The sequence below is a fragment of the Amycolatopsis sp. genome (assembly GCF_035546795.1).
In the GTDB taxonomy this organism is placed as follows: Bacteria; Actinomycetota; Actinomycetes; order Mycobacteriales; family Pseudonocardiaceae; genus Amycolatopsis_E.
Map to the genome: position 1 here is coordinate 1 of NZ_DASZWC010000036.1, position 23,083 is coordinate 23,083.

The window sequence follows — 23,083 nt, forward strand, 5'->3', positions numbered from 1 at the left end:
CGGGCGCGGTTCGAGGCCGGGCGCGGTTCGGGACCGGGGCCCTTCAGGCCGAGCCGGGCGCGGTTCGAGGCCGGGCGCGGTTCGGGACCGGGGCCCTTCAGGCCGAGCCGGGCGCGGTTCGAGGCCGGGCGCGGTTCAGGCGGGCCTCGATCACGCCTCACCCGCGCCGCACTCGATCCCCACCGCGCTCCATCCACATCGCCTCTTGTCCACATCGCGCACTGTGCACACCCACCGCCATCCACACCTCATGATGTGCATAACCAGATCCATCTACAGGCCACGATGTGCATAACCAAAGGCTATCCACATCGCGCACTGTGTATAACTTGATCTATCCACACCTCGCACTGTGTACAACCGCCGCACCTTGCCCAGCGAGCATCTGTTCTATATGTTGTAGAACATGATCCTGAGCGTCGACCTGACCGGCGAGGTGCCGATTTACCAGCAGATCCGGGACCGCGTGGTGGAAGCGATCGCGTCCGGCGAGCTGGTAGAAGGCGATTCGCTGCCCTCGACCAGGCAGCTGGCTGTGGACCTCGGTATCAACTTCCACACCGTCAACAAGGCCTACGACCTGCTCCGCAGGGAGGGCCTCCTGCTCATCAACCGCAAAAGCGGCGCGGTGATACAGGCCCGCACCCCGGCGCAGTTCGCGGTGGAATGGCAGGCCCGGTTGACGACCTTGCTGGCCGAGGCGATCGCGCATGGCCTTGACGACCAGGCGGTACTCGAACAATGCGGCGCGGCTCTGCGTGCTTTCGCGCCCGTGCACACCAAAGTCAACACAGACAAGTGAAGGGGTGGCGGTGGCGATCGTGATCCTGCGTGACCTGCTCGGCCCGGTGCTGCTTCTCGCCGCGGCCTGGATCATGCCCTCGGTGGCGAAACCGACGGTGCCCTTCGGCGTTCGGGTGCCGGCCGACCGCACGCACGACCCGCTGATCACTGAACAGCGCCGGATCTACCGGTGGTGGATCGGCACGACGGGCAGCGCGCTCGTCCTCGCCGGGCTGGTGCTTTCCCTGCTGGTGCAACAGGTTCTGGTGCCCGTGATCATCGTGGCCGCGCTGCTGGGCGTGATCGCGCCCGGGTATCTGCACGCACGGCTCACGATCCGTTCGGTGAAGCAGCGCGAGGGGTGGTTCCAGGGCAAGCGGCAGGTCGCCGTCACCGACACCGCCCGGCACACCGAACCGCCGCGGTTCCCGTGGCTGTGGGCGCTGCCCGCCGTGCTGATACTCGCCGCGACCGTGGTCTACGGCGTCGTCCGCTACCCGGACATGCCCGCGACCCTCCTCCTGCACTTCACCGGCGCGGGGCAGCCCGACCGCACGGCGGCGAAATCCATCGGGAGCGCGTTCGGCGTCGTCTTCCTGCAAGCCGGACTGACCGTGCTGCTCCTCGCGATGGCCTACGCGCTGCCGAGGCTCAAGCCGGACCTCGACCCGACCCGGCCGCGCCGCAGCGCGAACCAGAACCGGCGCTTCGCCTCCGGGATGGCGCGGACGATGTTGCTCGTGGCCGCCTGCGTGAATCTGTCGCTGGCGTTCGCGTCGTGGCAGATCTGGCGCGGAGCGACCTCACTTGCCGCGTTCCCGATCGTCCTGCCGACGCTGGTCGGCGCCGCCGGCCTGCTGGTGTTCGGCCTGCGCTACGGCCAGGTCGGGAACAACCTGCCCACCGACGAAGAGCCTGCGAACGACGCCACCGAGCGCGACGACGACCGGTTCTGGAAGCTCGGCCTGCTCTACGTCAACTGCGCCGATCACGCCATCCTGGTGCCGAAACGCTTCGGCATCGGCTGGACGCTGAACCTCGGCAACCCGATCGCCATCGGCGGTTTCGTCGTGTTCCTCGCGGCGTGCCTCGTGCTGCCGATGCTGGCCCGGTGAACCCGCTCGCCCGTAACACACGTCACCGGCGACAATGGAGTACGTGACCGCCACCCTGACGAAGCCCACGCTCAAGATCGGCCCCTACCAAGTCGATCCGCCGGTGGTGCTCGCGCCGATGGCGGGGATCACCAACGTCGCGTTCCGGCAGCTGTGCCAGGAGTACGGCGCCGGCATCTACGTCTGCGAGATGATCACCGCCCGCGCGGTGGTCGAACGCCATCCCGGCACTATGCACATGATGACCTTCGGCGAACACGAAAAGCCCAGGTCGATGCAGCTGTACGGGGTGGACCCGAAGACGATGGCCGAGGCGGTGCGGATCATCGTCGGCGAGGGCCTCGCCGACCACATCGACTCCAACTTCGGCTGCCCGGTCGCGAAGGTCACCCGCAAGGGGGGCGGTGCCGCGCTGCCGTTCAAGCGCCGCCTGTTCGGCAACATCGTCGCCGCGTCGGTGAAGGCCGCCGAGTCCGCCGGGGTGCCGTTCACGGTCAAGTTCCGCATCGGCATAGACGACGATCACCACACGTTCCTCGACGCGGGCCGGATCGCCGAAGCCGAGGGCGCCGCCGCTGTCTCCCTGCACGCCAGGACGGCGTCGCAGCGCTACTCGGGTCAGGCCGACTGGTCGGCGATCGCGCGGCTGAAGGAAGCCGTGCGAACCATTCCCGTGCTGGGCAACGGCGACATCTTCACCGCCGATGACGCCATGCGCATGATGGCGCAGACCGGTTGCGACGGCGTCGTCGTCGGCCGCGGCTGTCTCGGCAGGCCGTGGCTGTTCGGCGAACTCGAAGCCGCCTTCGCGGGGCGCGAAATTCCGCCAGGCCCCTCGCTGGGCGGGGTCGCCCGCGTGCTGCGCCGCCACGCCGAGCTGCTCGTGCAGCACGACGGCGCCAAAAAGGCCCTACGTGACCTGCGTAAACACATGGCCTGGTACTTCATGGGCTTCCCGGTCGGCTCCGAGCTGCGCCGCGCGTTCGCGATGGTCTCGTCGCTGGAGGAGCTGGACGAGCTGATCGGCAGGCTCGACCACGAAGCCCCGTTCCCGCTCGACGCGCTGGGCCCGCGCGGCCGCCAGGGTTCGCCGGGCAAGGTCACCCTGCCGCACGGCTGGCTCGAAGACCCGGACGACGACTGCGTCCCCGAGGCCGAGGACATGCACTCCGGGGGCTGATTTCCGGGTCCGCATTAGGGGCGAACCCGGATGTCGCGCGCCTGGCGCCCTGCCAGGTTGAAGCACATGATTTCCCCACGCAAAGCGCTTTTCGCCGCATCGGGCTGCATGTTCCTCTATGGGGTCAGCCGCCTGATCGGCCGCATGGACGGCCAGTACGGTCCGGGCCTGGACTGGCAGCTGGCGCATTTCGCCATGGTCGCCGGGCTGTTGCTGCTCATCCCGGCCGTGCTCGGCCTCGGCCGGGAACTTCGCGACGTGCCAGGGCGCAATGTCGCCGTCGTGGCCACGTTCATCGGGATTTTCGCGTCCCTGGTGCAGTTCGGGGTCGACATCGTCGCCGGGCTGCTGGCCGCGGACAAGGCGGACCTGAGCAGGCTGACCAGCCACGTCACCGGCTTGCCCGGGTTCGAGTTCTTCTTCTACCAGTTCGGCCCGCAGCTGATGTACCTAGGACTCGTCGTGCTGACCGCGATGCTCGCCTGGGCACGGAAGCTCCCGTGGTGGAGCCCGGTGCTGGTGTTCGTCGGGGTCCTCCTGCCGGCGCTGACGCTCAACCTGCTGCCCGTGGCCGCCGCCTGCCTGTTCGTCGCCTATCTGCCGCCCGCAAGGAAGCTCGTTTCGGCGTGATCTTGCCCGATTTCGGGCAGAAAACTTGCCCGAACCCGGGTTCGGCTGGAACTGTCGTGGCATGGATCAGCAGCTGGTCCGTCATGTCGCCGGGTCCACGGGTCTGCCGGCGCCGGTCGCCGAACGGGTCATCGCGGACGTGATCGCGTATTTCCGGGAGACGACCGAGGAGTTCGTCCGGCGCAGGCACGGGGAACTGCGGCGGCGGGGCCGTCGCAACGCCGAGATCTGGCGGATCGTCGCGGCGGAGCTGACCGAACGCCCGGTGGGCGCGGGCGAGCTGACCGAACGCCAGCTGCGGCGAATCGTGTACGGCTGAAGGGAAGACAGATGTGCGGAATCGTCGGGTACGTCGGCGGAAGACCGGCCACCCCGGTCCTGCTCGAAGGTCTGCACCGGCTCGAATACCGGGGTTACGACTCGGCCGGGCTCGCCGTCGCGAACCGCAACCGGCTGAAGGTGACCAAGGCCGCGGTCCGCGTCGACGAGCTGCGCGAGCTGGTGGAGGAGAACCAGCCGGCCACGGTCGGCATCGCGCACACCCGCTGGGCCACGCACGGTGAACCGACCGACGCCAACGCGCATCCGCACCTCGACTCGGCCAAGCGGATCGCCGTGGTGCACAACGGAATCATCGAGAACGCCGGCCGGCTGCGCGACCGGCTGACGGCCGACGGCGTGGAGCTGGTCTCGGAGACCGACACCGAGGCGCTCGCCCACCTCATCGCGGCCGCGCTCGCCGACGGCGCCCCCACGCTGGAGGAGGCCGTCCGGCAGACGTTGCATGAGGTCAACGGCGCGTACGGGATCGTGGTGCTGGACGCGCAGAACCCGGGGCAGCTCGTGGTGGCGCGCAACGGAAGCCCGATCGTGCTGGGCATCGGCGACGGCGAGATGTTCGTCGCCTCCGATGTCGCCGCGCTCGTCCGGTACACGCAGCGGGTGGTGTACCTCGACGACGGCGAGCTGGCCACGATCACCGCCGACGATTTCGTCACCACCACCCTGCAGGCGCACCGCACCGCGAAAACGCCGACGACGGTGGATCTCGACGACGCCGACTACGACCTCGGCAACTACGCGAACTTCATGCACAAGGAGATCGCGGAGCAGCCGGAGTCCGTGCGCCGTGCACTGCTGGGCCGGCTCGACGACCGGTTCGGCACCGCACGGCTCGGCGGGCTGAACTTCGACCCGCGGGACCTGCGCCGGATCAGGCGGGTCAAGTTCTTCGGCTGCGGCTCGGCCTACTACGCAGGGCAGCTGGGCGCGAATCTTGTGGAGGAATGGGCCCGGCTGCCTGCCGACGCCGAGCCCGCGTCCGAGCTGCGCTACCGGAATCCGGTGGTGGAGGAGGACACGCTGTACGTGGCGATCAGCCAGTCCGGCGAAACCGCGGACACCCTCGCCGCCGTGCAGGAGCTGCAACGCAAGGGCGGCAAGGTGATCGGCGCGGTGAACACGGTGGGCAGCGCCATCGCCCGCGAATGCGGCAGCGGGGTTTTCCTGCATGCCGGGCCCGAGGTTTCGGTCGCGTCCACCAAGGCGTACACGAACATGACCGTCGTGTTCGCGATGCTCGCGTTGTCACTGGGCCGCGTACGAGACCTGTCGGTTTCGGACGGGAACCGGATCGTCGCGGCGCTGGATTCGTTGCCGCGTTTGATTTCGGAGGTGCTGGACGCCGAGGACGCGATCTCCGAGGTGGCCAAGGAACACAGCGGCGCGGAGCGGATGTTCTTCATCGGCCGGGTGCGCGGCTGGCCCGTCGCGCGTGAGGGAGCGCAGAAGCTGAAGGAGATCTCCTACGTGCACGCCGAGGCGTACCAGGCAGGCGAGCTGAAGCACGGGCCGCTGGCGCTGATCGACCCGGCGATGCCGTCGGTGGTGATCGTGCCCGATGACGACTTGCTGGCGAAGAACATCAGCACCATCGAGCAGATCAAGTCCCGCGGTGGCCCGGTGATCGCCCTGACGAACGCGGATTTACCGGACGGGCTGGCGGATTCGGTGATCCGGGTGCCAAGAAGTGAGCCGGAGGTGGACCCGATCCTGTTCACGATTCCCCTGCAGGTCTTCGCTTACCACCTCGCGCACCATCTGGGGCGCGACATCGACAAGCCGCGGAACCTCGCCAAGAGCGTGACGGTGGAATAGCTCAGGACGTCGGCGTGATCTTGGTGGTCGGCTATGGGCGGGCGCTCGGATTCCGTCTCACCATTGCTTCGGCGAGATCTAACCGAACGAGTACCCGGCTTTTACCAAGGCTTCTTGCAGGCGGGCTAGTGCCTTTGGGCCCATTCCGTGCAGTTTCTTGACCTCGAGCGCGGACACTCCGTTCAAGTCGGCCAGTTCGGTGTATCCGGCCGCGTGCAACGCGCGCACGGCCGGGGCGCCGACGCCCTTGGGGAATTCTTCGCTCATCGCGGTCTCCTCCGCCTCGGCTCCCGACGATACCCGGGGCAGGGCGCAGCACCCGGCTCTTCCGTCCGGCGAGTTCCCCGGGTTACTCCACTTGCTCGGCCAGAACGCGGAAGGTGTCTCGCCCGGCTTGATCCACAACGCCGTGTTGCAGGCGAATGATGGCCAGGTCGGCTCGCTCGGTCCGGAGCACGCTGCATGCCACCCGCACCGGCCGCGGGATACGGGGTGGTGGCGGTGAGATTGTCACCGTCGAACACAGGAACCTTGTCCACAAGCCTGACCGTCGTGCCGTCGGCCTCGACTTCGATCCAACCCGGAAATTCGTCACGATGGTGAGGGTGCCTCACTCCCGCCGACGATGATCTGCGGGCCGCGACTCACCGGTCAAGTCGCAGGCCGACCCGCCGAATCCCTTTGCCCCAACAGAGCGCGGGCCACGAACTGACGCTGCCGTGGCAATTGGCGCAGCCCCCCTCACCGCGCACGGCAGGCGCGGCGCATCTGCCGAACGGGCGAAGGTCATACTCGGCGCCGTCGCGCACCGTGTTCATCCTCGGCGCGATGGCTCCCGGGCGGCCGGATCGGCCCGGCCAACTGGCGCTGTCTGTCCATTCTGGAATGTCACACCCCGTCCCGGCACGTCATATCGGCTCCCGGGAATTGGACACCGCATACCCGGAATCGGAGTGATTTTTGCACGCAGCAATTCGATTCCGGCCACGGAACGGAATGTGTTTAGGCCGATCGTGTGGTGCTGAAAATGACCAGCCCCGCCGGTAGGCGCCAAGTAATGCCGACGGTAGGGTTCCACGCCTGGGCAACGTATCGAATGGCTGACCGTTTCGTCAGCTGCCCATTTTTCACAGCATCCACCAACACTGAGTGAATGCAGAATCGCATTCAAGAAACCGTCGCGCCTGTCGACGGGGAAATCCGGATAAGTGGATTTCGACGCACTGGCCCGCGAATTGCGCGGCCTTCGTGAAAGTGTCGCCGGGGTGACCGACACGCTGCTGGCCGGTGTCGACGGGATACCCATCATCGCCGACGCCGCCGACCTCGGCATCGCGCGCCAGGCGTCCCAGGTGACGGGCCACGGCACCCTCAACCAGACCGTCGTGTTCAGGGACGGCTACATGGCCGTCTACGCCATCGGCCGGCTGGCGCTGATGTTGGTACTGGGCGACAAGGGGCTGAACGTCGGACGCCTGTTGTTCGAAACCCGACCGGTCATCGAGCGGCTCGCGTCGATCGTGGCGGCCGCACCCGCCAGGGAAAACCGCTTCACCGGAGGAAAACACACACGATGAACATCGACACCGCATTCAAAGAGGCCATGTCCATCTTGGGCACCGTCGGCGTCGCGCTGGTCGACTACGAAAGCGGGATGTCGCTCGGCACCAGCGGTGGTGGTGACTGGCTCGATCTCGAGGTCGCCGCGGCCGGGAACACCGAAGTCGTGCGGTCAAAGCTGCGGGTGATGTCTTCGCTGGCGCTCAACGACACCATCGAAGACATCCTGATCACGCTGCACTGCCAGTACCACCTGATCCGGCTGCTGAACTCCGTCGGCACCCGGAACGCGATGTTCCTGTACCTGGTGCTGGACTGGGAACGGGCGAACCTGGCGCTGGCCCGCCATTACCTCAAACGGATCGAAGCCGACCTGCAGGTGTAGCCCGGGCCAGCGCAAGAGGAGGCGGCGATGGCCGCAGGCGGCTCGCAAGCCGCACTCGTCACGGGCTCGGCGTTCATGCACGACCTCGGTTCCCGGTTCCGGTGGCGATGGCCCTCGCCGGTGACGAGCTGATGTTCACGTTCGTGTCGCCCGGGGAGATCGAGCAATGGACCAGGGAACGGTCGCTGGCCGGCCGGATGCCGCAATTCTTCGTCGACGAGCAGCGGATCGGCGTCGAACTCGCCGGCACGCGGGTGCGGGCGCTGATCGTGCTCGCGGACGGGACTGAGGACCCGGCGAATGCCCGGTGGCGGGACCAGATGCCCTGCACGGTGCGGATCCCGCTGGACGAGCTCGCCCGGATGCTCGCGCGGTGTCACCACCGCGCGGGCGGCGCCCCGCTGATCGACCTGGACCTCGCGTACCGGCCCGACAACGACTATCACGAGCGGCGCGACTGCGCGCACGAGAACATGCACCCCTACATCGCCCCGGTCCGCCCGATATTTTTCCTGCGCTGGCGCTCGGCGACGACGGGTCAGCGAAAGGCGTTCCTCGATGAGCTGCCGAACGGGGGGTCGGGCCGTAGCTGGCTGCGCCGCCGACGCACGGTGCGGATCATGGGGCTGGAGCTGGAAATCGCGCCGTGAACGAGAATGGCCGGATGGAACTTGACCAGCGCCTGGTGGATGCCGCGATCGCTCAGCTCGATGCCCGGTGGCCGGACGCCGACCAGGCCGTGGCGGCGGCGGTTTACCTCGACAACGGCGAGATCCTCACGAGCGTCAGCCTCGACAACCTCAACGCTGCCGCGACTTTGTGCGCGGAAACCGGCGCTCTTTGCCAGGCCTACACCATGGATCGGCGCGTCACCGCCTCGGTTTGCGTGAGCAGGCAAGGCAGAAACGGGCCGATCGATGTCCTGGCCCCGTGCGGCATCTGCCAGGAACGGCTCGCGCTGTGGGGCCCCGACGTCCAGGTCGCCGTCGCCGACGGCAGCGGCTGGTCTTTCCGCACCCTCGCCGAAATCAACCCGTTCTACTGGGGCACCCGGTTCGCTGCCGAGGACGGCGCTTGGCCTGGTGTGGCGGAACATCGGTAGGCGCTTATTCGTCGTGGACCGCCTCAACGTGGAAGTACCCCACAACCGTGGCACCCTCGGTGATCACGACGACGGTGCCCGGCTGGATGCGGTACAGCCCGGCGTTCTCGACCACCAGCCAGCATCCTTTGGCCGGTGAGACCAGAACATCGGGCCTGACGTCGCGGAGCACGAACGACGCCAGGCCCGAGTCGGCGCTTTCCGGTGGCACGAAAGCGTTGGCGGCATAGTCGTGTCGAGCATCGGGCCTCGGCGGGCCTGATCTGCGTCCGCCCTGGTCAGGAGTAAGCCACACGACCCGCCCGCGGAAGGAAAAGGCGCGTCCTCGGCCAGCTTCGCCATGGTCCGAGTATGCCGATGAGCAGAGGCTGCCTCGCCTTCCACACGCCCGGCCGGCCTTCTCGCTCCTGAGGCGATCGTCGGCGTGCAACTCGCCATCTGAAGCGGTCGCGGGCTGCCATTGCCTTCTGTGTGCAGTAGCTCGGGTCGTGGACGACGAGTAGCTCTACCGCTGGTCGAGCCCGCGTAGGGATAGGCAAGGTGTCATGGGTTTGACCACGACACAACCAACTCCTAGCGCGGTGACACCGCACCCGACAGCATCTCGCGGGAGTTTTCGTGTTCGCGATCGCCGTCGTCTGTTACTTGACGTTTGCGGCCTGGCTCGTCGGTGCTGCGCACTATCGCGCTCTCTGGGGACGAACCACCGCAGCTGGTCTGCTACTCGCGGCGACGCGGCTTCATTGAGCGGCGTGGGCACACCGGGCCACCTGACCCCACCCACGACAAAGGCCCAGGTCCACAGTAGACACCGTGTGACCTGGGCCTTCGCCACGAAGAGCGGATGACGGGAATCGAACCCGCGTATTCAGCTTGGGAACCATAGCCGACCGCCAGGAAGATGCCCCTGAACTGCTGTTTTAGGTATGCGCCAGGTACCCCTGTTGACCCTGGTTGACCGGGGCATGTTGTTGAGATGTTGCTGGGAATCGCCCCAGTGACCTGGTGGCTGGAGGTGATCTCCTCGCGGCGCGGGTTCCCCCCGGCAGGCCGGGTGGTGCCGGTCAAGGGTCTGCCGGAGGCCGCGAAGCGCCCTTGATCGGTGCCGCCCGGTCTGGCTGCCCTCGGGCGCGCCGTGAGGAGGTCACCGGTCGTCCCCTCCCCTGATCTCTGAAGCGGTGTCGGGGTTCGGGGCGGAGCCCCGGATTCTGTCGGTGGGGTCGTGCACGATGAGCACAGTCGACTGGCAGGATTCCGTGATGACTAGTCCTACGCCTTGGTGGGGCACCCTGCTCGTGGCCGCGCTCGGCCTCCTGGGCGTTTTGCTCACGCAGTGGCTTGCCGATCTCCGCGAGCGCCGCAAGTTGGCACACGATGACGGACGCTGGATACGCGACAAGCGAGCTGCGACGTACGAGGACTTTTACCGCGTCATCGCGGCCTTTCGCCGTATCGCCGAGGTCCTGGGCGAACGAGCGCAGGCCCACCGATCGGCGAGGACACGGTTTGGGCAGTTCAACGCGCAGCGGCCCGTCCGAAAGCTGTATGACCAGCTAGGGACCCTTGCCGACGATGCCGCGAGGATGTACGGCCGGATACGTCTGTTAGCGCCGCCTGTCGTCGTTAACGCAGCAGGGCAGGTCGTCGAAGCGTTGAGGCCGTACCAGGACGCGCAGATTGCTGGGGAACCGGCCAACGCCCTGCGCGAGCTTGTCCGCAGGCTCGACGAGGCCGTAGACGTCATGAAGTTAGATCTAGATTCCGACCGGCCAGCTAGGTAGCGGCCAGGCCGCCGGCCGGAGCGGAGCGGCAGGCCGGATGGCCGTGCGGCGCGCTTGCGCGCCGCTCTTGATCCCCTAGAGCCAAGTTCGGCAGGTCCTGTGGGAGGCTCGGTGACCAGAACAGCCTGCGATACCCGCTTTATGGAAGGCTCTTGCCGTTGCTGCTGGTCACCCGCCGATACCATGCATGACCTGACCTGTTCGCAATTGCCAATGGCGGCTGGTCGCTCTCGAACCGCGTCATTTGCCATCGCTTAGCGAGGGTAAAGCGTGGAAGATCGGCGCTGGTCCGGCTCTCTTCCGTGACAAGCCTGGCGCCGGCTCGATCTCGTGGAGCCCGTCGTCCTCGATCGTTTCGCGGCAATTCTTAGCGGTTGTTTGGCAAGCGCGGGCGCAGCTGCTGGCCTGTACTGGAGTAGCAGGCATCTCGCTCATTTGAGGGGCAACGGCGGGTCGAGAGCGCAGCCGAGGACAATGTCCGGCGGCGCCGTCGCATGCGCCCAGCGCTCGCATCGTTGGCGTTCCACCGAACAGGTGAACTTCTCTTGGTCATTCCCCAGGGCGCACTACTCCAGCCTGCCGAGGGCTGCCGATGTCGGAGCCCCTCCTCAACTATCGACATGTGTAAGCATGGGCGCGTCGCCCTACCCTGCGTCGTCACCTGTTAGAGTCGACGCAATTGAGTCGACTTCGAGGAGCCGCCATGGATGACGAAAAACCGCGTGTGCGCCGTCCACACGGTGAGCTGAAGAACGCAATGCGCGAGTACCTGGCTAGCCACGGTGGTGGCCCACTTTCAATCAGCGAAATCAAAGCAGGTCTGGAATGCAAGATCGGTATAGCTCCCGATTCGTCCTACCGAAGCGCCCTACAAGATGAGCGTTACTTTGAGCGTGTTTCACGAGGGGTGTTCCGACTCCGTGACTAACCGAGAGACAAGGAAGACGCTTGTGGTCGCCACCGTCGAGGAAACAGCTCCAATCGTTTCGACAATCGACGAACTGGTGCAGCTCAGCGCGGTGTTGGTGGGCGATGAACTAGGCGCCCTTACCGATGACGAGAAAGTGTTGGTGAAGGAAGCACCATGCGCGGTTTCAGATGAAGTCGTAGCGTTAGCCAGAGAACTGATTCAGCAAGGCGAAGACCCCTTAGGTGAAACTTACTGCCAGCTCGTGACACCGCAGGAACGACGACCTCTAGGCCAGACCTACACTCCTCGCGGGATTGTCATGTCAATGGTCTCTTGGGCCGCGGATCAAGGGGTGCCATCGAGGATTGTTGATCCCGGGGCAGGCTCGGGAAGGTACTTGTTAGCGGCGGGGCGCCGCTTCCCGAACGCTCATCTTTTAGGATCTGACATTGACCCTATGGCCACTTTGATGCTACGCGCTAGTATCGTTGCCGCGGGATATGGTGACCGGGCATCGGTGAATCTGGGCGATTACCGAACGTTGGCTATTGCCCCCATAGACGAACCAACTCTGTATATTGGAAACCCGCCGTATGTACGTCATCATCAGATCGGGCCCGAGTGGAAGCGGTGGCTACTGGAAACAGCTCGAAAGCATGGAATAGTCGCAAGCGGACTCGCCGGACTTCATGCACACTTCTTCCTTGCCACGGCTGAGCATGCCAATCCAGGGGATTACGGCACGTTCATCACGAGCGCAGAATGGCTTGATGTGAACTATGGTCGTCTTATTAGACAGCTCCTGCTGGATGGCCTTGGTGGTCATTCTGTGCATGTTCTTGACCCTCAAGCCGCCCCGTTCTCTGATGCCACCACTACTGGAGCGATCACCTGTTTTCGAATCGGTTCTAAACCACCATCACTAAAGCTCCGTCGCGTCAAAGCAACTCGAGACCTTGGGAAGCTTGACAAAGGTCGAGCAGTGTCTCGACAGCGTCTTTCTGAGGCCAACCGCTGGTCTGTACTAACTCGCGTAACTCCCAAAATTCCTGACGGCTACATTGAACTTGGCGAATTGTGCCGTGTACATCGAGGCGCGGTAACTGGTGCTAATGACGTTTGGATTGCGGGGCGAGATACTGATTTGCCACGTAGTGTTCTTTTTCCGAGCGTAACGAGGGCACATGAGCTCTTCAACGCCGGTGAACGATTGGTGTCACACGAAATCCTTCGGCGTGTGATTGATCTACCCGCTGACTTGGACGTGTTCGACCGGGACGAGCGAAAGAAAATTGATCAGTTTCTTCACGTCGCGAAGCATAAGAAAGTTGATGAGGGCTACATTGCATCCAAGCGCAAGGCGTGGTGGAGAGTCGGGCTGCGCGATGCTGCACCTGTTCTTGCCACTTACATGGCGCGACGACCGCCTACATTCGTACGTAATGACGCGAGTGCTCGCCACATTAACATCGCTCACGGACTATATCCACGTGAGCCAATGGCCAGCACGTTGCTGGACGGTCTAGCTGCGTACTTGCGATCCGCTGTTACCTTGTCTCAAGGTCGCACTTACGCCGGAGGCCTCACCAAATTTGAGCCCAAGGAGATGGAGCGGCTCCCGGTGCCTAGCTTGGAAGCGCTTAGGAATGGTGTGCTCTCGTGAATCAAGTTCCGCCACCTCGATGGTCCGATAGGGAGCTGCAGCGAGACGTGGCCGAGGCCATTTCGCAATTTCGTGACGTTCGGATGCATGAGCCATTGGAGCAATATCTGGAAGCGTTCGATGAGTACCGCGATGCGGTAGAAAACTTGATTGAAGGTACCGTTGATCTATCTCGGTTAAGCGACCAGACCATTGAATATCTAACGGATCCGGATCTATTGACCGCCGTTCGCTACCTCGCATCTCCAGCAATTAGCGAGGATGACCTGAAGGTGCTAGCTGAGGCTGTTCTGACGCCTACTCGGTTGCGCAAGGACACCGACATGGCCCGGCGAGTAATTGACACAGTATTGCTTGGATTGGATCGAAATAGGTTTCCCTGGGTTAGCGAAGAACGCGAACCAACCGATTCTGAGCGAGAGACGGCGATAGTCTCAACTGCTGCTTTGATCGCAACACAGAAGGTGCAGACCTCTCGTCGAACTCAGTCGAAGGATGAACAAGAGGATTCGGTAGCGGAATACCTCAAGGCTCACTCGTTCACCGAAGTACCGCGCCGCACGGTTGCCAACGTGTCACACCTTCCGGCGCCAGGAGAGTTCTGCCGGGAGAGCTTGTTTGGCACACGAAAAGCGGATTTAATCGTTCGGCTTTGGGACGGCCGGACCATGCCTTGCGAGTGTAAGGTCAGCAATTCGTCAACAAATAGCGTCAAGCGGCTAAATAATGACGCCGCAGTGAAGGCCAAGACTTGGCTCAATGAATTTGGTACAACAAACGCAGTACCCGCGGCCGTACTTTCGGGGGTATTCAAAGTCCACAATTTACGTACCGCCCAGCATGACGGACTGACCATATTCTGGGCACATCGACTTGAAGCCATGATCGAGTTTATCAACAAAGGGCGCCCGTTTTACAATAAGCCACGCCCGTGAAGAGGGCTCTTATCCGACATGCGGCGGTTCTTGGTGGTCATCCCGTCGCCTGATGGCGTCTCGATCACGCCGCGCTGGGGCCGCAACTTCTTGTCGTTTCCGCCGGCCGATCTTGCCAGGCTTGTGGTCCCGGCCCGGCGTGATACCCATCAGATCAAGCGACGGGATGGCCACCAAGCGCCCACCCTGCCAACGGGGCAGTGCCGCACCCTCGGCCGCCTTGAACAAGTTTGGAAACTCTGAACACGCCTGGTTCGGGGAAGCGTGTTCGGGCAAGCGCATCACGTACTGGGCAGCGCTGCATAATCAGAAGAGCAACCTGGGGTACGGCTGAAGCCAAGCTCAGGTATCGGTTCTCGCTGCTAGCCTTATGTGCATGCGTGGTGCGGGTGATCAGCTCAGCATCGGGGAGCGTGTTGCCTTCTACCGGCGTCGCCGTGGCCTCTCCCAAGCCGTCCTCGCGGACCTCGTGGGGCGGTCTGAGGACTGGCTGAGCAAGATCGAGCGCGGTGAGCGCGATATCCGCCGGTTGGACGTGCTGGCCGAGGTCGCGAAGGCCCTGCGGGTGACGCTCGGGGACCTGCTTGGCGAGCCGGTGTTGATGGAGGACGAGGAGCGCAACGACGACGTTCCTGCCATCCGTGATGCGCTCATGGCCCCGCGTCGGCTCTCACGGACGCTGTTCTCCTCGTCCATGTCGCCGGAGTACATCGACCCGGCCCCGGTGACGCAACTGGTCGAGAGTGCCTGGTTGAGCTACCAGAAGGGCGATATCGGCCGGGTGGTCCAGGCCCTTCCCGGCTTAATTAAGACGACGCAGCAGATGGAGGCGGCCTCGGCTGATGATGCCGTGTACCGGCGGGCGTGTGCGGCGATCTCCGCGCGGGTGCATCACCTGACTGCGACCACGTTGAGCAAGATCGGTGAGGCGGATCTGTCGTGGATCGCGGCGGAGCGGGCGATGCAAGCCGCGGACGAGGCGGACGATCCGCTGGTGCTGGCCTCGGCGGCCCGGTCCGGTACGCACGCGTTGTTGGCTGTGGGGCGGTTCGATGATGCGCTTGAGCTGGGCGAGGCCGCTGCGAGGTGGCTGGAGCCAAAGATGGCCGCTGGTGATCCGGCGGCGTTGAGCCTGTACGGAATGCTGTACCTGCGCACGGCGGTGGCGGCGGCTCGTGACCAGGACCGAGCGACCTCGAATGACCTGCTGGCGCACGCGACTCGGGCGGCTGATCAGCTCGGCGTGGATGCGAACTACTGGCAGACCGGGTTCGGCCCCTCGAATGTCGAACTGCACCGGCTCTCGGCTGCGCTCGATCTCGGCGACGTCACGCGCGTGATCGAGGACGCCCCGAGTGTCAACGTCGACCATCTCCCCGAAGAGCGGCAGGTTACGCACCTGATCGACTTCGCCCGCGCCCTGAGCCTGATGGCCAAGGACGACGAGGCCCTGCAAGCCCTCCTGACGGCGGAGCAGAAATCGCCGGGGATCGTGCGGCACTCCACGGTGGTCCGCGAGGTGGTGCGCTCGATGTACCGGCGTGCCCCGGCGACGGCCGGTAGGAAGTCCTCGGCGCTGCTCGCGTTGGCCGAGCGCTGTGGCGCGGTGAGGTAGCCGGATGGAGTCACGGGTACTCGGCCTGGTCGGCTCGGGTTCTGGGGGCGTGGAGGAGCTGCTGCCGCGCTTGATCCGGCCCGCGCAGGATCAGGGCTGGACGGTCGCGGTCACGCTCACTCCCACCGCCGGCCGATGGCTGAGCAAGTCGGGCGCGCTCACCGAGATCGAAGAGGCCACCGGCTACCCGGTGCGCGTCGATCCCCGCTCCCCGGACGAGAAGAGCCCGCACCCTGCGGTGGACTGCTACCTGGTGGCTCCCGCCTCGGCGAACATGGTCGCCAAGCTCGCCCTGGGAATCGCCGACAACCAGGCGTTGACACAGGTCAACGAGGCCATTGGGACCCGTGACCTGCCTGTGGTGATCTTTCCCCGGGTCAACGCCGCCCACGCGCGCCATCCCGCGTGGGAAGACCACATCGCCGCCCTGCGACGCGCGGGCGTGCACCTGGTCTACGGCGACGATGTGTGGCCGCTGCACGAACCGCGCAGCGCTCCGGGGCGGGAACTGCCCTGGTCAGCCGTGCTCGATGCCGTGAACGCGGTGGTTCCCGCCTCGCGCTAGCCCCTTGCAACACCTACCCGGACAGTTTGTCCGGGTGATCGTCTTGCCCTGGGTGTCTCCTGGGTTATGCCGCGCCCGACCGGACGCGGGAGAACCAAGACCATCAGGAGAGCAGATGGGCATGCACGTGGTGATCCAGCCCTTGGCCGGGTACGGCGCTGAGGTCGTTTCCCCGTCCCCCGGCGTTGTGCAGCTGATCGCCGGAGGCGAGGACGCCGCCTTTCTCGTCCAGGTTCCCGCTCGTGTCGGCGGGCTGAGCGATGCCGCCCGGTTCGCACGGAGGCTGGCTGCTGCTGCCAGTGAGTTCGGCGAATGCTGCGAGGCACAGAACCGCGCGCGCTCATTTCCACTCGTGGATCAATGGCCCGATGGTCGCTTTTCGCAAGAACAGGAATGACAGGTCGAGCTCGACCACAAACACAACGGTAAACAACGCAAGGAGTATTTCGAGATGGCGATTTCAAGGGGACATCGTTTCCCGATCGACTTTGACGAGGCGTTCCCACAGGGCCTGGTGATGGTGGGCGAGGTGTCGCCGGACAACGAGTACCAGTCTCGCGAGGACCGCGCGGCCGGTCGACCGGCACGGCAACGGATCGACGAGGTGGCGGGCAAGCGGCAGTGGAAGGTGGCCGTGACCGATCCCTCGGAGCCCAACGCCAAGCGGGCATCGTTCGAGATCACGTTCCTGGCCGACGTCCAGCCCGTGCCCTCGACTACGGAGGTGTTGCCGGGGATGCGGCCGATCGAGCTGGACGGGCTGACCGCTGAGCCGCGTGTGTCGGGCAACGGGGAGTTCAAGTACCAGTCGTACGTCTTCCGCGCGAATGGGTTCAAGGCGGCGAGTGCTGGTGGCGGCAGGTCGGGCAAGCCCACGGGTAACACCGGTGAGCAGTCGGCCAAGGCCGCATGAGAGGGCTCGACATGATGACGTACGACGCCCAGCGGCCACGCCGCCCGGGGCAGGCGGCCCCGATGGGGCAACCGGGCGGGAAGCCGGGCTACGTCTACGAATGGCTGGCCGAGGTGATCGCGGACCGGATCGAGTCTGGCGAGCTGGCACCGCACACGCCATTGCCGAGCGAGCGCCACCTGGCGTCCCAATACGGCGTGTCCTTGGGGACTGCGCGCCACGCGACGCGGCTGCTGCGGCTTCGCGGCCTCGTGGTGACGATCAAGGCCAAAGGCACCTACGTGACCGACAGGAATTAGGCCCGGTGCGGGGGCGGAGGCAGCAGTGTGACCGGCCGTCCGTCCCCGTGCCTCCCATTTCGAGGAGGTGATCGTGTGGGGTCCAGAGCGCGGAAAACGCGGCGTCGGTGGCTCGTGCAGCGGCGTTGCTTGCTGTGCGGGCAACCGCACCGGCTGATCCGCAACAAGGCCCACGTGTGCCGGGCGTGCACGCTACGCCCGTTCGAAGGCCTCTAGAACAAACAGAACTGTCCACATGAGACGCACGCAGGCCGTGCGGCGATGAAGCACGCCCTCATGCAGGAAATGTCAGAAAAGTAAGGCGCAGAAGCGGAACCCCTGGGTACCAACCTGATTTTCCGCTTCTGCGCTGTCCACCCTGTTGGAGCAGACAAGTGGAAACGATAGACAACGACAACCAACGCGTGTCAACGGGCCGCACCTCGCAGCGGTGCGCCGCTTGCAAGAAATTCACCCGACTGGCCCCCGGCGACACCGAATGCGCCGCGTGCGCCGTACGCCTCCCGCTTCCCCTCCCCGCGAGGACGGGTGAGGCCCGATGAACGCACACACCTTCGGAGTCCTGTTCCTCGGCGGGGTCGGCTTGGCGGTGGTGGTGTGGGTGCTGCACAAGCTCGGCCGCGCCCTCGCCTCGATCGCCGAAGCACTGGCCGCCGCTGCGGTGGTGTTCCTGGCGCTGTGGTGGCTGCTCAAGGGCTTGGGTTGGGTGGTGAAGGAGATCGTGACCCATCCCCGGACCACCCTCACCGTGCTTGTCCTGGCCGCTTGGTGGCACTGGGTCGGCTGGCAGTCCCTGGCTATCGCTGCTGCCACTGTGACCGTGGTCCTGTTGTCGTGGCGGCGTTTTCACCTGGTGTCGTTCGATCAGTGGGCCGGGCGGGTGCTGCGGTCGTGGTGGCAGCGGTGGATGGTCTACGCGCCGAAGCTGCCCGGTTGGCTGCACGCGTGCGGGTTGAGCGTCAAGGACGACACGATCCCCGTGGACCTGACCGTGAGCCTGGTGGGCCGGAAGAAGATCACCCGGAATCGCGAGCACCAGAGCGTGCGGATTCCTCGCGTTCGCGGTGTGAAGTCCGGGCCGTCGTGGGACGAGGTGCGGGTGGAGCTGGTGCCTGGGCAGAAGCCAGAGGACTTCGACGAGGCCGCCCGAGCGCTGGCGTCGGCACGGAAGGTTCAGCGGTGTCAGGTGCGCGAGATCGCACCGAACGTGGTTTCGATCGACTTCCAGCGCCGTGACCTGCTGGCGGCTCCGGTGCCGGTGCCCGCGCTGGGTACGGCGGTGGATGTGCGGCGGGTGTGGGCCGGGCGGACCGAGTACGGGCAGGACTGGCACCTGCCCCTCTACGGCTCGGGTAGTCACACCCTGACCGCGGGGGCGTCGGGTGCCGGGAAGAACTCGGTGATGTGGTGCCCGCTCGCGTCGATCGCCCCGGCCATCCGGGACGGGCTGGTGCGGGTCTCGGGGATCGACCCGAAGGGCATGGAGCTGGCCTACGGGCGCGGCATCTTCCATCGCTACGCCGTGACCGCCAAGGACGCCCTCGCGGTACTGGATGACCTGGTGGCCGCGATGGACGCCCGCAAGGCCGAGTTCGCCGGCCGCGTTCGCACAGTGCCGGTCTCGCAAGAGCACCCGCTGGAATTGCTCGAGTTCGACGAGATCGGGGCACTGACCCGGTATGTGGATCGCAAGACGCGGGACGCGATCGTCGAGAGGGTTGCGCTGCTGACCACGCAGGGCCGGGCGCTCGGGTTCACCGTGCGCGGGTATGTGCAGGAGCCGACGAAGGAGACGGTTCCGGTGCGGGAGCTGTTCCCCCGCCGGATCTGCCTGCGGGTCACCGCGAAGTCGCACGTCGGGATGGTGCTCGGGGACCGGGCCTACGAACGCGGCGCGTGGGCGAACCGCATCGAGGAGTCCGCCGCTGGCGTCGGCTACGTGTGGGGCGAAGGGCTGCGCGAACCCCTCCGCGTCCGGGCCGGGTGGGTGCCCGACGAGATGGTGAAGACGCTGGAAACCTTCGTGACCAGTCGTGACGCGGTGACGCTGGGCGGGATGGCGGCATGACCGTGCGCGTGAGCTTCGACGAGTCGACTCGCCGGTTCCTCCACACAACCGGGCAGTGCTACCCCTACGCCTACGGCTACCTGGCCTCCCAGATCCGCGGCTACCTCGACGGCGACATCACCCCGCCAACGGATGGAAGCCGTCCTCGACGCCCTGGAAACAGAACTACGGGATGACCGCCCATGACCACCCCCAACGGCACTCGGGCCGAGCGGATGCGGCTCCCGCTGTCCACCGAGGTCATGAAGGCCACGGCCGAAAAGCACGGGGTCTGTGTGCGGCCGTTCACGATGGAGGTCGGCGACCCCGACACCGGCGAACTCCGCTACGTCGCCGTCCCGTGTGGGTCCACAGTGGAGAGTATCTGTGCGCCGTGCGCGAAGAAGGCCAAGGCACTGCGGCAGGTGCAGTGTCGCGAGGGATGGCACCTGACCGACGAGCCCGACTTCACCCCGGAGCCGCCAAGTGAGGATCAGAAAGAATTGATGGCGTTCCGGGCGGATCTCGTGGCCCGGTACCGGGAGGTCGTCGAGCACGGGGAGGAGGGCCAAGCCGACGAGTTGCGGGATGAGATCCGGGGAGTGGACGAAGAACTTCGGCAACTCGGGATGCGCGGGCGGCTGCCCTCGCCGAACCTGCCGGGAAAGAAGCCCGCCAAGCGGTCGACCAAGCGGCGGCAGGACGCACCCAACCTGCCTCGGCGCAAGGTCGCCAAGACGACCGTGGGACGGGAATACGCGGGCAAGTTCCGGCCCTCGATGTTCGTCACGCTGACCTGCGACACCTACGGACGGGTCCGCGACGACGGCACGCCGGTCAACCCAAGCGAGTATGACTACCGGCGGGCGGCGCGGGACGCGGTGCACTTCTCGTCCCTGGTCGATCGGTGGTGGCAGAACCTCCGCCGCGTTGTCGGCTGGGATGTGCAGTACTTCGCCACCGTCGAACCGCAGAAGCGAGCTGCGCCACACCTGCACACCGCGCTCCGCGGCTCCATCCCGCACGAGACCATCCGACAGGTCACCGAAGCCACCTATCACCAGGTGTGGTGGCCAGCGCATAACGAGCTGGTCTACGGCGGGGAGCACCTGCCGCTGTGGGACATGCGCACAAGGTCCTTTGTGGACCCCGAGACACAAGCACCGTTGACCCAGTGGGAGGACGCGATAGACGAGGTGGAACAACCGGCGCACGTCGTGACCTTCGGGCGACAGGTCCACTCGAAGGGCATCCTCGGTGGCACGGAGGAGGCCGGGCGGCACATCGGGTACCTGACCAAGTACCTCACCAAATCCACCGGCGAAGTGGTCGAGGCGGACTCGGCGAGGCAACGGGAACACCACGACCGGCTTCACGCAGAGTTGTCGATCACTCCGTGTTCGCCTCGGTGCGCGGTCTGGCTGCTGTACGGGATTCAGCCCCTCGGGGCGACAGCTCGGACGACACCGGGGCACTGCAAGGGACGGGCCCATCGGCGGACCACGCTCGGGCTGCCCGGTCGCCGGGTGCTCGTGTCGCGCAAATGGTCGGGCAAGACCCTCGTCGACCACAAGGCCGACCGCAAGGCCTTCGTCCGGGACATGCTCGCCGCCGTCGGGATCGAGAAGCCCGAACCGGACACGTCCCGGCTGATCTGGCGCAAGGTCGACCCCAGCGACCGGGACGCACCACCCCGCGCGCACCTACTCATGCGGGCGATCGCGGAGCGGATCACGTGGAAGGCCGAGTACGACCGGGCGCTACTCGCCGTCAGACCACCAGGCCCAGAAACTTCGGCAATCCAGCAGGCAGCGTGAAGGGGGATTCGATGATTCAGCGGAAATGGCACACGGTCGCTGAGGTCGCGGAGATGCTCGGCTACGGGTTGTCCAAGACGAAGATGCTGGTCGCTACCGGCCAGATCAGGTCCGTTAAGGACGGTCACCACCGGCGGATTCTGCCTGAGTGGGTTGACGAGTACATCGAAGATCGAGTAGCGGAGGCTGCCTGAGATGGCCGGGAAGGCACGCGCCGACGGGGAAGGGTCGATCTACCCCTACCGCAGCGGTTTCTGCGCGTACGTGTGGGTCGACACCCCGGGCGGCGAGAAGAAACGCAAGTACGTCTACGGCAAAACGCGGGAGGACGTCCACGCGAAGTGGCTGAAGCTTCATCAGGAAGCCAAGCAGGGGCCGGTGTCGACGCGGGTTCCGAAGCTCGCGCCGTATCTGCACTACTGGCTCGAAGAAGTGATCAAGCCGAACAGAGCGCCGAAGACGTACGTGAACTACGAGGTGTTCACGCGGCTGTACATCAACCCGTTCCTCGGTGACCGTCGCCTCGACCGGCTGAACCTTCGTGAGGCGCAGCAGTGGGTGAACAAGCTGCCGACCGTGTGCCAGTGCTGCGCGCAGGGCAAGGACGCTCGCCGGACCAAGGACAAGCGTCGCTGCTGTGCCATCGGGAAGTGCTGTAAGCAGGCTCCGGCGGGGCGCACGATCAAGGACATCAGGGACTGTCTGCGGGGCGCGCTGAACCATGCGATCCGGGAAGAGCTGATCCACCGCAACGTGGTCGCGCTCGTGTCCTTGCCGACGATCCGGAAGCCCAAGCGGCAGCGGTGGTCCAGCGACGAGGCACGGACGTTCCTGGAGTCGGCGAAGAACGACCACGATCCGCTCTACGCGGCGTACGTACTCATCGTGGTCATGGGCCTGCGGGAAGGTGAGGTGCTCGGCCTGCCGGTCGAGTCGATCGACTTCGGCAATGAGGAGTTGGACATCTCGTGGCAGTTGCAGCGTGTCCAGAAGGAGCTACTGCACCGGCAGACCAAGACGCCGAACTCCGATGACACCTTGCCGCTGATCGACGTCGTCACGGCCGCGCTGAGGGGCCGCATCGACCGTCGCAACCGAGACAAGGCGAAGGCCGAGGGCTGGGTGGAAGAGGGGTTGCTGTTCACCACGCAGTACGGGACGCCGATCGAGCCGAGGAACTTCCTGCGATCCTGGACGGCACGGTGCGCGAAGGCGGGCGTCGGCTACATCACCGTGCACGACGGTCGCCACTCGTGCGGGTCGCTGCTGGCCGATCTCGACGTGCACCCGCGTGTGGCGATGCGGATCCTCCGGCACGCCAACTTCACGGTCACGATGGAGGTCTACACCGAGGTCTCCTCGGAGCAGACGCGCGCGGCGCTGAAGAAACTCGGCGACAGTCTGCGCTGAGTCTGCTGCTGTACTTTGCTGCTGTACGGCACGAAAAAGGCCCTCCCGGAAATCCCTGGGAGGGCCTTTGACCTGCGGTGGAGCTGAGGGGAATCGAACCCCTGACCTTCTCGATGCGAACGAGACGCGCTACCAACTGCGCTACAGCCCCTTGGTGAAGCGTGGAAAGCATAGCAACCGCCCGAAAGGCGGTCGGAGAGGGGGTTACTCTCCGAC

25 protein-coding genes and 1 tRNA gene are annotated in these 23,083 nt (G+C 65.4%); 23 read left to right on the plus strand and 3 right to left on the minus strand.

Annotation, left to right across the window (positions count from 1 at the left end):
* Positions 1–406: 406 nt before the first annotated feature.
* The 6 genes from VHD82_RS21300 (at position 407) to glmS (ending at position 5,865) form a co-directional block, all read left to right on the plus strand.
* A complete protein-coding gene (locus VHD82_RS21300) occupies positions 407–802 on the plus strand; it encodes a GntR family transcriptional regulator (RefSeq protein WP_325706535.1) in 396 nt (131 codons plus the stop codon).
* A gap of 10 nt (positions 803–812) precedes the next feature.
* Entirely contained in the window at positions 813–1,898 is a 1,086-nt protein-coding gene (locus VHD82_RS21305; protein WP_325706537.1) for a DUF1648 domain-containing protein, read from the plus strand.
* A gap of 34 nt (positions 1,899–1,932) precedes the next feature.
* Positions 1,933–3,078 carry a tRNA dihydrouridine synthase DusB gene (gene dusB / locus VHD82_RS21310; RefSeq protein ID WP_325706541.1) on the plus strand — a complete coding sequence of 382 codons (1,146 nt, stop codon included), beginning with the start codon at positions 1,933–1,935 and terminating at the stop codon, positions 3,076–3,078.
* Positions 3,079–3,144: 66 nt separating this feature from the next.
* A complete protein-coding gene (locus tag VHD82_RS21315) occupies positions 3,145–3,708 on the plus strand; it encodes a hypothetical protein (RefSeq protein WP_325706544.1) in 564 nt (187 codons plus the stop codon).
* 61 nt (positions 3,709–3,769) lie between these two features.
* Positions 3,770–4,027: a hypothetical protein gene (locus VHD82_RS21320; protein ID WP_325706547.1), complete on the plus strand. Its 258-nt coding sequence runs from the start codon at positions 3,770–3,772 to the stop codon at positions 4,025–4,027.
* 11 nt (positions 4,028–4,038) lie between these two features.
* Entirely contained in the window at positions 4,039–5,865 is a 1,827-nt protein-coding gene (glmS, locus tag VHD82_RS21325; RefSeq protein ID WP_325706550.1) for a glutamine--fructose-6-phosphate transaminase (isomerizing), read from the plus strand.
* A gap of 78 nt (positions 5,866–5,943) precedes the next feature.
* Here the strand turns inward: glmS and VHD82_RS21330 are convergent, their stop codons facing one another.
* Positions 5,944–6,132 (minus strand): DNA-binding protein, encoded by a 189-nt coding sequence (locus VHD82_RS21330; protein ID WP_325706553.1) that lies wholly within the window; start codon positions 6,130–6,132, stop codon positions 5,944–5,946.
* A gap of 941 nt (positions 6,133–7,073) precedes the next feature.
* Between VHD82_RS21330 and VHD82_RS21335 the strand changes: the two genes are divergently transcribed.
* From VHD82_RS21335 to VHD82_RS21350, 4 genes are all read left to right on the plus strand, one after another.
* Positions 7,074–7,442 (plus strand): dynein regulation protein LC7, encoded by a 369-nt coding sequence (locus VHD82_RS21335; protein ID WP_325706555.1) that lies wholly within the window; start codon positions 7,074–7,076, stop codon positions 7,440–7,442.
* Complete coding sequence (locus VHD82_RS21340) at positions 7,439–7,810, plus strand: hypothetical protein (protein WP_325706558.1); 372 nt, start codon at positions 7,439–7,441, stop codon at positions 7,808–7,810. Before VHD82_RS21335 ends, VHD82_RS21340 begins: the two co-directional genes overlap by 4 nt.
* 101 nt (positions 7,811–7,911) lie before the next feature.
* Positions 7,912–8,460 carry a hypothetical protein gene (locus tag VHD82_RS21345; protein ID WP_325706561.1) on the plus strand — a complete coding sequence of 183 codons (549 nt, stop codon included), beginning with the start codon at positions 7,912–7,914 and terminating at the stop codon, positions 8,458–8,460.
* Between the two features lie 14 nt (positions 8,461–8,474).
* Positions 8,475–8,912, plus strand: a complete 438-nt coding sequence (locus VHD82_RS21350) for a cytidine deaminase (RefSeq protein WP_325706564.1) — start codon at positions 8,475–8,477, stop codon at positions 8,910–8,912.
* A 4-nt stretch (positions 8,913–8,916) separates the two neighbouring features.
* Here VHD82_RS21350 and VHD82_RS21355 read toward each other — a convergent pair whose 3' ends face one another.
* Entirely contained in the window at positions 8,917–9,123 is a 207-nt protein-coding gene (locus tag VHD82_RS21355; protein WP_325706567.1) for a hypothetical protein, read from the minus strand.
* A gap of 765 nt (positions 9,124–9,888) precedes the next feature.
* Between VHD82_RS21355 and VHD82_RS21360 the strand changes: the two genes are divergently transcribed.
* The 13 genes from VHD82_RS21360 (at position 9,889) to VHD82_RS21420 (ending at position 22,867) form a co-directional block, all read left to right on the plus strand.
* The gene (locus tag VHD82_RS21360) at positions 9,889–10,011 is read left to right on the plus strand and encodes a hypothetical protein (protein WP_325706570.1); all 123 of its coding nucleotides are present in this window, start codon (positions 9,889–9,891) and stop codon (positions 10,009–10,011) included.
* A 130-nt stretch (positions 10,012–10,141) separates the two neighbouring features.
* Positions 10,142–10,693, plus strand: a complete 552-nt coding sequence (locus tag VHD82_RS21365; protein WP_325706573.1) for a hypothetical protein — start codon at positions 10,142–10,144, stop codon at positions 10,691–10,693.
* Positions 10,694–11,643: 950 nt separating this feature from the next.
* Positions 11,644–13,266, plus strand: a complete 1,623-nt coding sequence (locus VHD82_RS21370) for a class I SAM-dependent methyltransferase (protein ID WP_325706576.1) — start codon at positions 11,644–11,646, stop codon at positions 13,264–13,266.
* A 47-nt stretch (positions 13,267–13,313) separates the two neighbouring features.
* Positions 13,314–14,201, plus strand: a complete 888-nt coding sequence (locus VHD82_RS21375) for a XamI family restriction endonuclease (protein WP_325706579.1) — start codon at positions 13,314–13,316, stop codon at positions 14,199–14,201.
* 376 nt (positions 14,202–14,577) lie between these two features.
* The gene (locus VHD82_RS21380; protein WP_325706582.1) at positions 14,578–15,816 is read left to right on the plus strand and encodes a helix-turn-helix domain-containing protein; all 1,239 of its coding nucleotides are present in this window, start codon (positions 14,578–14,580) and stop codon (positions 15,814–15,816) included.
* A gap of 4 nt (positions 15,817–15,820) precedes the next feature.
* Positions 15,821–16,381, plus strand: coding sequence for a flavoprotein (locus VHD82_RS21385; RefSeq protein ID WP_325706585.1), 561 nt, complete (start codon positions 15,821–15,823; stop codon positions 16,379–16,381).
* A gap of 115 nt (positions 16,382–16,496) precedes the next feature.
* Positions 16,497–16,778 carry a hypothetical protein gene (locus VHD82_RS21390; protein ID WP_325706587.1) on the plus strand — a complete coding sequence of 94 codons (282 nt, stop codon included), beginning with the start codon at positions 16,497–16,499 and terminating at the stop codon, positions 16,776–16,778.
* Positions 16,779–16,832: 54 nt separating this feature from the next.
* Positions 16,833–17,294 (plus strand): hypothetical protein, encoded by a 462-nt coding sequence (locus VHD82_RS21395; RefSeq protein WP_325706589.1) that lies wholly within the window; start codon positions 16,833–16,835, stop codon positions 17,292–17,294.
* Positions 17,291–17,593, plus strand: a complete 303-nt coding sequence (locus VHD82_RS21400; RefSeq protein ID WP_414637554.1) for a GntR family transcriptional regulator — start codon at positions 17,291–17,293, stop codon at positions 17,591–17,593. Before VHD82_RS21395 ends, VHD82_RS21400 begins: the two co-directional genes overlap by 4 nt.
* A gap of 538 nt (positions 17,594–18,131) precedes the next feature.
* Positions 18,132–19,661: an FtsK/SpoIIIE domain-containing protein gene (locus VHD82_RS21405; RefSeq protein ID WP_325706591.1), complete on the plus strand. Its 1,530-nt coding sequence runs from the start codon at positions 18,132–18,134 to the stop codon at positions 19,659–19,661.
* A 182-nt stretch (positions 19,662–19,843) separates the two neighbouring features.
* Complete coding sequence (locus VHD82_RS21410; RefSeq protein ID WP_325706594.1) at positions 19,844–21,457, plus strand: replication initiator; 1,614 nt, start codon at positions 19,844–19,846, stop codon at positions 21,455–21,457.
* A gap of 11 nt (positions 21,458–21,468) precedes the next feature.
* The gene (locus VHD82_RS21415) at positions 21,469–21,651 is read left to right on the plus strand and encodes an excisionase family DNA-binding protein (RefSeq protein ID WP_325706598.1); all 183 of its coding nucleotides are present in this window, start codon (positions 21,469–21,471) and stop codon (positions 21,649–21,651) included.
* A gap of 1 nt (position 21,652) precedes the next feature.
* Positions 21,653–22,867: a site-specific integrase gene (locus VHD82_RS21420; RefSeq protein WP_325706602.1), complete on the plus strand. Its 1,215-nt coding sequence runs from the start codon at positions 21,653–21,655 to the stop codon at positions 22,865–22,867.
* Between the two features lie 78 nt (positions 22,868–22,945).
* Here VHD82_RS21420 and VHD82_RS21425 read toward each other — a convergent pair.
* Positions 22,946–23,018, minus strand: a tRNA-Ala gene (locus tag VHD82_RS21425).
* Positions 23,019–23,083: the final 65 nt, after the last annotated feature.